The organism is Streptomyces sp. RLA131 (assembly GCF_056270125.1).
In genome coordinates, this window is sequence record NZ_JBWDOQ010000002.1 from 2,018,781 (window position 1) to 2,031,307 (window position 12,527).

General features: G+C 72.5%; 11 protein-coding genes. 7 read left to right on the forward strand and 4 right to left on the reverse strand.

Annotated features, from left to right (window positions below; genetic code table 11):
• The first annotated feature begins 73 nt into the window (after positions 1–73).
• A complete protein-coding gene (locus RWE79_RS10150) occupies positions 74–1,129 on the forward strand; it encodes a COX15/CtaA family protein (RefSeq protein WP_475939698.1) in 1,056 nt (351 codons plus the stop codon).
• On the opposite strand, the gene RWE79_RS10155 is transcribed toward RWE79_RS10150, so the two are convergent.
• The 4 genes from RWE79_RS10155 to RWE79_RS10170 all read right to left on the reverse strand — a co-directional run bounded on the left by RWE79_RS10155 (position 1,114) and on the right by RWE79_RS10170 (position 5,140).
• Positions 1,114–2,220, reverse strand: coding sequence for an amidohydrolase family protein (locus RWE79_RS10155; protein WP_475939699.1), 1,107 nt, complete (start codon positions 2,218–2,220; stop codon positions 1,114–1,116). The genes RWE79_RS10150 and RWE79_RS10155 overlap by 16 nt on opposite strands.
• Before the next feature lie 154 nt (positions 2,221–2,374).
• Positions 2,375–3,688, reverse strand: coding sequence for a type I glutamate--ammonia ligase (locus tag RWE79_RS10160; RefSeq protein ID WP_475945728.1), 1,314 nt, complete (start codon positions 3,686–3,688; stop codon positions 2,375–2,377).
• Positions 3,689–3,760: 72 nt separating this feature from the next.
• Positions 3,761–4,159, reverse strand: coding sequence for a hypothetical protein (locus RWE79_RS10165; protein ID WP_475939700.1), 399 nt, complete (start codon positions 4,157–4,159; stop codon positions 3,761–3,763).
• A 24-nt stretch (positions 4,160–4,183) separates the two neighbouring features.
• On the reverse strand, positions 4,184–5,140 hold the full coding sequence (locus RWE79_RS10170; protein WP_475939701.1) for a heme o synthase: 957 nt from the start codon (positions 5,138–5,140) through the stop codon (positions 4,184–4,186).
• A 368-nt stretch (positions 5,141–5,508) separates the two neighbouring features.
• Between RWE79_RS10170 and tkt the strand changes: the two genes are divergently transcribed.
• From tkt to RWE79_RS10200, 6 genes are all read left to right on the forward strand, one after another.
• Positions 5,509–7,584: a transketolase gene (gene tkt / locus RWE79_RS10175; RefSeq protein WP_475939702.1), complete on the forward strand. Its 2,076-nt coding sequence runs from the start codon at positions 5,509–5,511 to the stop codon at positions 7,582–7,584.
• A gap of 38 nt (positions 7,585–7,622) precedes the next feature.
• A complete protein-coding gene (gene tal, locus RWE79_RS10180) occupies positions 7,623–8,741 on the forward strand; it encodes a transaldolase (protein ID WP_475939703.1) in 1,119 nt (372 codons plus the stop codon).
• Positions 8,742–8,746: 5 nt separating this feature from the next.
• Entirely contained in the window at positions 8,747–10,270 is a 1,524-nt protein-coding gene (zwf, locus tag RWE79_RS10185; protein ID WP_475939704.1) for a glucose-6-phosphate dehydrogenase, read from the forward strand.
• Positions 10,267–11,304: a glucose-6-phosphate dehydrogenase assembly protein OpcA gene (opcA, locus tag RWE79_RS10190; protein WP_475939705.1), complete on the forward strand. Its 1,038-nt coding sequence runs from the start codon at positions 10,267–10,269 to the stop codon at positions 11,302–11,304. The genes zwf and opcA overlap by 4 nt, the downstream gene beginning before the upstream one ends.
• Positions 11,301–12,083: a 6-phosphogluconolactonase gene (pgl, locus tag RWE79_RS10195; protein ID WP_475939706.1), complete on the forward strand. Its 783-nt coding sequence runs from the start codon at positions 11,301–11,303 to the stop codon at positions 12,081–12,083. The genes opcA and pgl overlap by 4 nt, the downstream gene beginning before the upstream one ends.
• Before the next feature lie 131 nt (positions 12,084–12,214).
• Positions 12,215–12,520, forward strand: coding sequence for a hypothetical protein (locus RWE79_RS10200; RefSeq protein WP_475939707.1), 306 nt, complete (start codon positions 12,215–12,217; stop codon positions 12,518–12,520).
• The last annotated feature ends 7 nt before the right edge of the window (positions 12,521–12,527 follow it).

Consider the following 12,527-nt stretch of genomic DNA (forward strand, 5'->3'; position numbering starts at 1 on the left):
GCGGCTCGAAAGCCCGTTACTCCCGAATACCCCCTCGTGAAGGATTGCACAAGAGGGCGCCTACGATGGTCGGGTGCCGAATCCGAACCTCCTCGCCGCCATCGCCCGACGCTGGACGCCGTCCCCGGTGACCGTGCGGCGGGCCGCCATGGCCGCGCTCGTGATGAGCGTGGTGATCGTGGTGACCGGCGGCGCCGTCCGGCTGACCGCGTCCGGCCTCGGCTGCCCGACCTGGCCCAAGTGCACCTCGGACAGCCTGACCACGACGAGCGCGATGGGCTTCCACGGTGCCGTCGAGTTCACCAACCGCATGCTGACGTACGTGCTGTGCGCGGCCGTCGGCTGGGCGATCGTCGCGGCGCGCTCGGCGAAGCCGTGGCGGCGCGGTCTGACCCGGCTGAGCTGGGCGCAGTTCTGGGTCGTGATGAGCAACGCGGTGTGGGGCGGCGTCACGGTGCTGACCCACCTCAACCCCTATGTCGTCGCCGCGCACTTCCTGCTGTCCACCGCGCTGATCACGGTCGCCCTGCTGACCTGGCAGCGGGTGTCCGAGGGTGACGGCGCCCCGCGCCCGCTGACCGGCAAGCCGGTGCGGCAGCTCGCCTGGGTGCTGACCGGGGCTTCGCTGGCGCTGATCGCGGTCGGCACCCTGGTGACCGGCGCCGGGCCGCACGCGGGCGACCACAGCGACGTCCCGAGGGTCGGCATCGACTGGGAGGGCGTCGCCCAGCTCCACGCCGACCTCGCCTGGGTGGTGTGCGCGCTGGCTCTGGCCCTGTGGTTCGTGCTGCGCGCCGTGGACGCCCCCGCCGGGCCCCGCCGTCGGGCCGCCGAGCTGCTGGCGGTGCTGCTCGCGCAGGGCGTCATCGGTTACGTCCAGTACGCGACGGGCCTGCCCGAGCTGCTGGTGGGTCTGCACATGCTGGGCTCGACGCTGATCTGGATCGCGGTGCTGCGGGTGCTGCTCAGCCTGCGCGAGCGGCCGTCCGCCCCGGCCGAGGGGACGGTTCCCGCCCCGGCGGCGGACTCGGCTGCGGACTCGGCTGCGGACTCGGCTGCGGACTCGGCTGCGGACTCGGCTGCGGCGACGGACCCGGCTCCGGCGGCCGGGGTTCACTCCAGCCGGTAGACCCGGCGCGCGTTGCCGGCCGCGAGCATCGCGGCCACCCGCCGCGCGTCGCCCGCCGACCATGCCCCGTCGGCGACCCAGCCGCCCAGCAGCCGCCGTACCGCGTCACGGAACAGTTCGGCGCCGGCCACGTACAGCTCGGGCAGCCCGTAGGCGTCCGTGGAGAACAGCAGCTTGCCGAAGGGCGCGAGTTCCAGGAACTCGGCGAGGACGGCGGGGGCGCGGGCCCCGGTGTGGGTGAGGGCGAGTCCCACGTCGGCGTGGACGTGCGGGAAGACATGGGCCAGGTAGGCCGCCTGCCGGTGGTACGGGTAGCCGTGCAGGAGAACGAGATCGGTGCCCAGGCCCGCGGTGGCGCGCACGAAGTCGGTGAGCAGCGCCGGGTCGGCGTGGTCCAGGCGCAGGTCGGGGTCGCCGAAGCCGGTGTGCAGCTGGAGCGGCAGCCCGGTGGCCACGGCGGTCCACAGCAGGTGCCGGATGAGTACGGGGTCGGTGAGCCGTCCGCCGGGCGGGCCCGCGTCCAGCCACCGTCCGGCGGCCCGCCGTACCTCGCCGGGGGACGGCGGTTCGGGGGCCAGCGCCAGGCCGTGGCGGTAGGCGGCGACCGACTTGAACCCGGCGGCGTTCCCGGCGGCGGTGTGCACGGCCTCGGCGAGCCCGGTGACGAGTCCGCCGACGGTGCCGGTGGCGGCGGCGACCCGCTCGGCCAGTGTCTCCAGCCTCACGATCTCGTGGGCGCCGGCCCCGGCCGCGCCGGCCAGCTCCCCGGGGCCGGTCAGGTCTCCCGGCAGTCCGGTGTCCACCAGGTAGGTGGCGATGCCGGTCGCCCGCAGCAGCCGGCGGGTCGCCTCGTACGCCCCGAGCTCCCGGCGCCGGGCCAGGTACCGGGCGGGCGGTGCGTGGGCCTCCAGCCCGAGCAGCGGCGGGCACCAGCGGCGTACGGCGAAGCCCGCCTGGGTGTCGAAGAACGTCGTCCCCGGGGCGGCGGGGGCGGCGGACTCGGTCAGGTACGGCTCGAACGACCCGAGGCCGAGTTCGCCGCGCACGACCCCGTGGCAGTGGTGGTCCACCAGCGGGGGGATCTCGATCATGGGCGGTACGGCCCCCTCCGCCCGTGCGGTCCACCGGGGGTCCCCCTTCCGGGGGAACTTCCCCGGCCTCGGCGAGTACCCCCTCCGGGGGGAAACCGGCGGCCACCGCAGGACGCGGTACCCGGCGACCCCGGGCACGGGCCGCCGTGCCGGCTCACCAGCGCCACCGGGTGGCCTCGGCGATCTGCTGCGGCTCGCTGCCGGCGAACCGTTCTGCCTCCGCGCGGCGTACCGCGAGCACCGCGCCGTGCAGGACGTCGCCGAGGGCCTCGCGCAGCACCGGGTCGGCCTCGAAGCGGTCGGCCGCCTCGCTCAGGGACGTGGGCAGGCGCTCGGGCCCGGCCGGGCCCAGCGCCGGGTCCCCGGTGACGGGCCCGGGCAGCTTCCCGGTGCCGGCCAGCCCGGCCGCGATCACCGTGCCGACCAGCAGGTAGGGGTTGGCGGCGGCGTCGAAGCACTTCAGCTCCGCGTTGGCGTCGTCGCCGTCGGCGGCGGCGGACCCCGCCACGAACCGCAGCGCCGCCTCCCGGTTCTCCAGCCCCCAGCAGCGGAAGACGCCCGCCCAGCGGGACGGCTCCAGCCGCAGATAACTCGCGGGGCTGGGCGCGCCGACCGCCAGCAGGGCGGGCAGGGTCGCGAGCAGTCCGGCGAGGAAGGCCTCGCCGGCGGCGGTCATGCCGTAGGGTCCGGGGCCGCCGGAGAGCAGCCCGGCGGCGCTGACGTGCAGGTGGCAGCCGTTTCCGACCTGCCCGGCGGTGAAGCTGGGCGCGAACGAGGCCCGCAGGCCGTGCCGCAGGCTCACCGCCCGTACGGTCTCGCGGACCAGTACGGCGTCGTCGGCGGCGCCGACCGGGTCGGCCGGCGCGGTGGAGACCTCGAACTGCCCGGGGGCGTACTCGGCGTGGATCTGGTGGACCTCCACGCCCTGGGCGGCCAGGGCGTCGTACAGGTCGCGCAGGTAGTCGGAGCGCTCGGTGAGCCGGGTGAGCCCGTAGGCGGGCCCCTCGCCGGGGGGATCGACGATCCATTCGGTCTCGAAGCCCATCCGCAGGTCCAGGCCCCGCTCGGCGGCCCGTTCGGCCATCCGGCGGGCGAACTGCCGCTGGCAGGCGGGGTGCGGCTCGCCGTCCTGCCGGAAGCGGTCGGCCGGGGCCCAGGCCCAGCCGGGCCGGGCGGCCAGGACGGTCAGCCGGTCCAGGTCGGGGAAGAGCCGCAGGTCGCCGTCGGGGCCGCCGAGATGGGCGGAGGCGGTGATCGCGTCGTCCGAGGTGAAGACGTCGAAGACCGGTGACATGCCGACCCCGGTCGACGCGGCCTCGGGGAGCCGGCCGGTGGGCACCGTCTTGGCGCGGCTGACGCCCGCGTTGTCCACCCAGCTGATCGCGACCGCCCGGACGCCCTCGGCGGTCAGCCGGGCCGCCTCCTGCCGGGCCAGGATCCGTCGCTGCTCACGTGTCTGCGCCTGCACCACGACTCCCGTCACCCGTCATCCGTCACGGACCACTGTCCATCCCATGGTCCCTAACGGCCGGGTGGGGCGTCAGGTGTTGGCGGGACCGCCGATCTGCAGACCGGCCATCCGCTTCCACTCGTACGGCCCGGTGCGGACCTTCGCCGCGAAGTCGCCGTCGAAGTCCTCGTGGAGGGTGACGCCGGCCCGCTCGACGGCGCGCAGCGCGATCTCGTGGGTCGGGGCGACCAGGTCGCCCCACTCGCCGTTCTCGCCGACCAGGACGATGCGGGTGCCGATCTGGCCGATGTACTCCACCGTGGCCTCGGCGGCGCCGCCGTGGCTCCTGGCGAAGGCTCCCACCTGCTTCGCGAGCCGCTCCACGCGCCGGGCGCTGCGGCGCTGCGCGCGAGCGTCGGGGCCGGCCGGGCCGGTCTCGGTGTCCGGGGTGCCCGGGGTGTCTGGGGTGTCTGCTGCCGTGACTGCCATGACCGAAATGCTACCCGCCGGTAATCAGCGGAGGAAGGGGTCCACGGCCACGGCCACGAACAGCAGCGTCGCGTAGGTGATGGACCAGTGGAACAGCCGCATCTCCTTGAGCCGCACGCCGGCCACGCCCGCCTTGGCCCGCCCGTACAGCGCGTGCGCCTCGACCAGCCAGAAGCCGCCGAGCAGCACGGCCGCGGCCCCGTAGAACCAGCCGGCCGCGCCGAGCGGCCACCACAGGGTCAGCGAGACCAGCACCATCACCCAGCTGTAGATCACGATCTGGCGGCCGACGACGACGTTGCCCGCCACCACCGGCAGCATGGGGATGCCGACCCGCGCGTAGTCGTCCTTGACCTTCATCGACAGCGGCCAGTAGTGCGGCGGCGTCCAGAAGAAGAGGACGAGGAAGAGGACGGAGGGCGCCCAGCCCAGACCGTCGCGCACGGCGGTCCAGCCGATGAGGATCTGCATGCAGCCGGCGACACCGCCCCAGACGATGTTCTGGGAGGTGCGGCGTTTGAGGCCGAGGGTGTAGACGAAGACGTAGTAGAGGATCGCGGCCAGCGACAGCGCGGCGGACAGCGGGTTGACCAGCACGGCGAACCACACCGTCGAGACCACCGACAGCGCGATGCCGAACACCAGGCACTCCCAGGGCGCGACCATGCCGGTGACCAGGGGACGCCGTTCGGTGCGGCGCATGAGGGCGTCGATGTCGCGGTCGATGTACATGTTGAGGGCGTTCGCGCCGCCGGCCGACATGTAACCGCCGGTCATGGTCGCCGCGACGAGCCAGAGGTCCGGCACCCCGTCCGCCGCGAGGAACATCACCGGCACCGTGGTGATGAGCAGCAACTCGATGATGCGCGGCTTGGTCAGCGCCACGAACGCCATCAAACGGGCACCGAAGGGCCGGTGTGACGGCCTGCGACCTGTGCTCGACCCGATGGCTCCGGCGGGCCGGGATTCGACGGCCGTCACGAACACCCCTGATCAAAAAGTCCAGCAAGCGGCTCCGCTTGCGCGTACCACGCCACTGTAGACGTAGCGGATACTCCGGCCCGCCCGGGGGTGCCCCGTGTTGACCCTCATACCGCACCGCGGGCGCCTCGCGCAGGCCGTTCGCGTTCAACAGGCGAAGACAGTCCCGGCGGGGCAGGCTGGCCCTGTACCCGGCTCCGCGCCGGGAATGTCCACTCGCGGAGACTGGTTGCCCCAGGCGTCGAGCAATACCGCTCGAATAGGTGCACGCCCCCACAGGGGTAGGCTCGACAACGCCCGGTAGGCACCCCGTCACCGGCGTCCATCATGTGGGAAAAGCAGCATGTGGAAAGGAGCCCTGAGCCAGGGTGAGTACCGAGCCGACGACCGCAGACCTCGAATGGACCGATCTGGACAGGCGGGCCGTTGACACCGCCCGGGTGCTGGCCATGGATTCCGTGCAGAAGGTCGGAAACGGCCATCCCGGCACGGCCATGAGCCTCGCGCCCGCCGCGTACCTGCTCTTTCAGAAGTTGATGCAGCACGACCCGTCCGACGCGCACTGGACGGGCCGCGACCGTTTCGTCCTGTCGCCCGGTCACACGTCGCTGACGCTGTACACGCAGCTGTTCCTTTCCGGCTACGGCCTGGAACTGGACGACCTCAAGGCCTTCCGTACCTGGGGCTCGCTGACCCCCGGTCACCCCGAGCACGGTCACACCACCGGCATCGAGACCACGACCGGCCCGCTGGGCCAGGGCATCGCCAACGCCGTGGGCATGGCGATGGCAGCCCGTTACGAGCGCGGCCTGTTCGACCCCGACGCCCCCGCCGGGGAGTCGGTCTTCGACCACAACATCTGGGCGATCGTCTCCGACGGCGACCTGGAGGAGGGCATCTCCGCGGAGGCCTCCTCGCTGGCCGGCCACCAGAAGCTGGGCAACCTGGTCGCCCTGTACGACGACAACCACATCTCCATCGAGGGCGACACCGCCACCGCGTTCTCCGAGGACGTGCTCAAGCGGTACGAGGCCTACGGCTGGCATGTGCAGCGGATCGAGCAGGACCCCTCGGGCGACTTCGACATCCACGCCCTGTACGCCGCCTTCAGGACCGCGCAGGCCGTCACCGACCGTCCGTCGCTGATCGCCGCCCGCACCATCATCGCCTGGCCGGCGCCGAACGCGCAGAACACCGAGGCCGCGCACGGCTCGGCGCTCGGCGACGACGAGGTCGCCGCCACCAAGCGGGTGCTGGGCTTCGACCCGGAGCGCAGCTTCGAGGTCGCCGACGAGGTGCTGGCGCACGCCCGCAAGGCCGTGGACCGCGGCCGTGAGGCGCACTCCGCGTGGACCAAGCGGTTCGAGGAGTGGCGTACCGCGCAGCCCGAGCGGGCCGCGCAGTTCGACCGGATCTCCGCGGGCGAGCTGCCGGCCGGCTGGGAAGAGGCGCTGCCGGTGTTCCCGGCCGGCAAGGACGTCGCGACCCGCAAGGCCTCCGGTGAGGTCCTGCAGGCCGTCGGCGCGGTGCTGCCGGAGCTGTGGGGCGGCTCGGCCGACCTCGCGGGCTCCAACAACACCACCATCGACGCCTCGTCGTCGTTCCTGCCGGCGGACAACCCGCTGCCCGAGGCCAGCCCGTACGGCCGCACGGTGCACTTCGGCATCCGCGAGCACGCCATGGCCTCGGCCATGAACGGCATCGCCCTGCACGGCAACACCCGCATCTACGGCGGCACCTTCCTGGTGTTCTCCGACTACATGCGCCCCGCCGTGCGCCTCGCCGCGCTGATGAAGCTGCCGGTCACCTACGTGTGGACGCACGACTCCATCGGCCTGGGCGAGGACGGTCCCACCCACCAGCCCGTCGAGCACCTCTCCGCGCTGCGCGCCATCCCCGGGCTGAACGTGGTCCGCCCGGCCGACGCCAACGAGACGGCCATCGCCTGGCGCGAGATCCTCAAGCGCCACGCCACCGCCCCGGCGCCGCACGGTCTCGCCCTCACCCGCCAGAACGTACCGACGTACGAGGCGAACGAGGACGCGGCCAAGGGCGCCTACGTGCTCTTCGAGGCCGAGGGCGGCCCGGCGCAGGTCATCCTGCTGGGCACCGGTTCCGAGGTCCAGCTGGCCGTCGGGGCCCGCGAGGCACTGCAGGCCGAGGGCATCCCCACCCGGGTGGTGTCGGTCCCGTCGGTGGAGTGGTTCGAGGAGCAGGACCAGGCCTACCGCGACAGCGTTCTGCCGCCGTCCGTCAGGGCCCGGGTCGCGGTCGAGGCCGGTATCGGCCTGACCTGGCACCGCTTCGTCGGTGACGCGGGCCGGATTGTGTCCCTGGAGCACTTCGGGGCAAGCGCCGACTACAAGGTCCTCTACCGCGAGTTCGGGCTGACCGCCGAGGCCGTGGCCGCCGCCGCCCGCGACTCCGTCGCCGCCGCTCGCTGACGTACGACGCATACGACTTACGAGGAGATGCAACTCCAATGACAGACGCACTCAAGCGCCTCTCCGACGAGGGCGTGGCGATCTGGCTCGACGATCTGTCCCGCAAGCGGATCAGCTCCGGCAACCTCGCGGAACTGATCGACCAGAGCCATGTCGTGGGCGTGACCACCAACCCCTCGATCTTCCAGAAGGCCATCTCCGGCGGTGACGGCTACGACCAGCAGCTGACCGAGCTGGCCGCCCGCGGCGTGACGGTCGAAGAGGCCATCCGCATGATCACCACGGCGGACGTCCGGGACGCGGCCGACGTGCTGCGCCCGGTCTACGACGCCTCCGGCGGGCAGGACGGCCGGGTCTCCATCGAGGTCGACCCGCGGCTGGCGCACAACACCCTGGCCACCGTCGCCGAGGCCAAGCAGCTGGCCTGGCTGGTGGACCGTCCCAACACCCTGATCAAGATCCCGGCGACCAAGGCCGGCCTGCCGGCCATCGCGGAGGTCATCGGCCGGGGCATCAGCGTCAACGTGACGCTGATCTTCTCCCTGGACCGCTACCGCGAGGTCATGGAGGCGTACGTCTCCGGGCTGGAGAAGGCCAAGGCCGCCGGTCTGGACCTGTCCCGGATCCGCTCGGTCGCGTCGTTCTTCGTCTCCCGGGTCGACACCGAGATCGACAAGCGGCTGGACAAGACCGGCGGCGACGAGGCCAAGGCCCTCAAGGGCAAGGCCGCCCTGGCCAACGCCCGGCTGGCCTACCAGGCGTACGAGAAGGTCTTCTCCTCCGAGCGCTGGTCCGCCCTGGAGAAGGCCGGCGCCCACCGCCAGCGTCCCCTGTGGGCGTCCACCGGCGTCAAGGACCCGGCCCTCCCGGACACGCTGTACGTGACCGAGCTGGTCGCCCCCGGCACCGTCAACACCATGCCGGAGGCCACCCTGGAGGCCACCGCCGACCACGGCGAGGTGACCGGCGACACCATTCGCGGCACCTACGCCCAGGCGCAGGCCGACCTCGACGCGCTGGCCGCCGCCGGCATCTCGTACGACGACGTCGTCCAGCTCCTGGAGGACGAGGGCGTGGCCAAGTTCGAGCAGGCCTGGAACGAGCTGCTGGACTCCACCGCGGCCGAGCTCAAGCGGCTCGCCCCGAAGGAGGCGTAAGGACGTTGAGCAGCGAAAATCCGCTGCGTGACGCCCAGGACCGACGGCTCCCGCGTATCGCGGGGCCGTCGGGCCTGGTCATCTTCGGCGTCACGGGTGACCTCTCCCGCAAGAAGCTGATGCCGGCCGTCTACGACCTGGCCAACCGCGGCCTGCTGCCGCCGGGTTTCTCGCTCGTCGGCTACGCCCGCCGGGACTGGGCGGACGAGGACTTCGCACAGGTCGTGCACGACTCCGTCAAGGAACACTCCCGGACCCCCTTCCGCGAGGAGGTCTGGCAGCAGCTCTCCGAGGGCATGCGCTTCGTCCCCGGTGACTTCGACGACGACCAGGCCTTCGAGAAGCTCAAGGCCACCATCAACGAGCTCGACAAGGCACGGGGCACCGGCGGCAACTTCGCCTTCTACCTCTCCGTGCCGCCCAAGTTCTTCCCCAAGGTCGTCGAGCAGCTGAAGAAGCACGACCTCAACGAGGGCCCCGGCGACGCCTGGCGACGGGCCGTCATCGAAAAGCCCTTCGGCCACGACCTGGAGAGCGCGGAGGACCTCAACCAGGTCATCCACCATGTCTTCCGGTCCCGCAACGTCTTCCGGATCGACCACTACCTGGGCAAGGAGACGGTCCAGAACATCATGGCGCTGCGGTTCGCCAACACGATGTTCGAGCCGCTGTGGAACCGGTCGTACGTCGACCATGTCCAGATCACCATGGCCGAGGACATCGGCATCGGCGGTCGCGCGGGCTACTACGACGGCATCGGCTCGGCCCGTGACGTCATCCAGAACCACCTGCTCCAACTGCTGGCGCTGACCGCGATGGAGGAGCCCGCCTCCTTCGACGCCGACTCGCTGGTCACGGAGAAGCTCAAGGTGCTGCGGGCGGTCAAGCTCCCGGACGACCTGGGCCTGCACACGGTGCGCGGCCAGTACGCGCACGGCTGGCAGGGCGGCGAGGAGGTGCTCGGGTATCTGGAGGAGGACGGCATCAACCCCCAGTCCAAGACCGACACCTACGCCGCCGTCAAGCTGGAGATCGACAACCGCCGTTGGGCCGGGGTGCCGTTCTACCTGCGGACCGGCAAGCGGCTCGGCCGCCGGGTCACCGAGATCGCGGTGGTCTTCCAGCGCGCCCCGCACTCCCCCTTCGACACCACCGACACCCAGGAGCTCGGGCAGAACGCCCTGGTCATCCGGGTCCAGCCGGACGAGGGCATCACCATCCGGTTCGGCTCCAAGGTGCCGGGCACCTCGATGGAGATCCGGGACGTGACCATGGACTTCGCGTACGGCGAGTCCTTCACCGAGTCCAGCCCGGAGGCCTACGAGCGGCTGATCCTGGACGTACTCCTCGGGGACTCGAACCTCTTCCCCCGTCACCAGGAGGTGGAGGAGTCCTGGAAGATCCTCGACCCGATCGAGGAGCACTGGGACACCCACGGGCGGCCGGAGCAGTACACGGCCGGGACCTGGGGCCCGAAGGCGGCGGACGAGATGCTCGCACGAGACGGCAGGAGCTGGCGCCGGCCATGAACATCGACCTGACCGAGACCACATCGAGCAAGATCAACTCGGCGCTGATCAAGGCCCGCCGGGCTTCGGGGAGTCCGGCGGTCGGCATGGTGCTGACCCTGGTCATCGTCACCGACGAGGGCAACCACTACGACGCCCTGAAGTCCGCGAACGACGCTTCCAAGGAACACCCCTCGCGGATCCTGGTCGTCATCAAGCGCCCCGGCCGGTCGCCGCGCGACCGCCGCACGGCCCGCCTGGACGCCGAGGTACGGGTGGGCGGCGAGACCGGCACCGGCGAGACCGTCCTGCTGCGCATGCACGGCGAACTCGCCAACCACGCCCAGAGCGTGGTGCTGCCGCTGCTGCTGCCGGACGCTCCCGTCGTGGTGTGGTGGCCGGAGACGGCCCCGCTCAACCCCGCCGAGGACCTGCTGGGCCGGCTCGCCGCCCGCCGCATCACCGACGCGGCGGCGGCCGAGGACCCGGTGGCCTCGCTGACCCTGCGCGCCGACACCTACACCCCCGGCGACACCGACCTCGCCTGGACCCGCATCACCCCCTGGCGCAGCGTGCTGGCGGCCGCCCTGGACCAGAAGCACGCCGCCCTGACCGGCGCCGTCGTCGAGGGCGAGGCGTACAACCCCAGTACGGAACTGCTGGGGCTGTGGCTCGCCGAGCGCCTCGGCGTGCCGGTGGAGCGGCGGGTCTCGGACGGCCCCGGCATCACCGCCGTACGGCTGCGCACGACGGACGGCGAGATCAGCCTGGACCGCCCCAACGGCTCGGTCGCCGAGCTGGCGATGCCTGGCCAGCCGGACCGGCACGTCGCGCTCCAGCGGCGCGGCACGGCCGAGCTGATCACGGAGGAGCTGCGCCGGCTGGACCCGGACGAGGCGTACGCGGCGGCGGTGAAGTTCGGCGTCAAGCGGCTGTCGCATCCGGAGCCGGCCGTGGTCGGCGCCGCCCCGAAGCCCGGCCCGCCGAAGGAAGCGAAGGAGCCGAGGGAGCCGCAGAAGCCGAAGGAGCCGCAGGAGAAGGCGGTATCGACGTGAGCGTGCCGCAGGTCGTCATCCACCGCGACAAGGAGCTGATGGCCAGGGCCGCGGCGGCCCGGCTGATCACCAAGGTCGTGGACGCCCAGGCCGCCCGCGGCTCCGCGTCGGTGGTCCTCACCGGCGGCCGCAACGGCAACGCGCTGCTGGCCGCCCTCGCGGAGTCCCCGGCCCGGGACGCCGTCGACTGGGCGCGGCTCGACCTGTGGTGGGGCGACGAGCGCTTCCTCCCCGACGGTGACCCCGAGCGCAATGTCACCCAGGCCCGTGAGGCCCTGCTGGACTCCGTTCCGGTCACCGCGGCCCGGGTGCACGCCATGCCCGCCTCCGACGGCCCGTACGGCGGAGACGCGGACGCGGCGGCCGCCGCCTACGCGCAGGAGCTGGCGCGGGCCGCCGCCGCCGAGGACCGGGGCCATGTGCCGGCCTTCGACGTCCTCATGCTGGGCGTCGGCCCGGACACGCACATCGCCTCGCTCTTCCCCGGCCACCCCGGCGTCCGTGAGACCGAACGCACCGTCGTCGGCGTCCACGGCGCCCCCAAGCCGCCGCCCACCCGGATCTCGCTGACCCTCCCGGCGATCCGTGCCGCCCGCGAGGTCTGGCTGCTGGCCGCCGGCGAGGACAAGGCCGGTGCCGTCGCCATCGCCCTCTCCGGCCCCGGCGAGCTCCAGGCCCCCGCGGCGGGCGCGTACGGCCGCAGCCGTACGCTCTGGCTCATCGACGGGCCCGCCTCGGCCAAGCTCCCCCCGGAGCTGCGACCGCCGCGTACGGCCTGACGGCCGCACCCGCCCGCACTGTCCCGCCCGCACTGTCCCGCCCGCACTGTCCCGCCCGCCGCCGTTCTCCACGGCGGCGGGCGGGCGGCGTCACCGTCCTCGCACCCCGACCGATCCCGGGAGAGCTCCGCATGCGGCAGCCCACCACAGAGCTTCTGTCGCACTCCGAAGGCCGGATCGCCGTCTCGGTCAAGGCGCTGTTGACCACCGCGTCACTCCTGTGGTGGGGGTATCTGCTCTGGGGCGTGCGGAACCAGCTCTACGTGGTGCCCACGGGCCTGCTGGTTCTCGGCACGCTGACCGTCTCCGTGGCGGCCACGTGGCGGCTGTGCGGGAGCGGGCGCCGGTTCCCGCGGCGCCTGGGGATGACCCTGATCGCCGTTCGCGGCATCGGGGTTGCGACCGTCACCCTCTGTCTGCTCTCCGCGACGTCCTGATGACGAC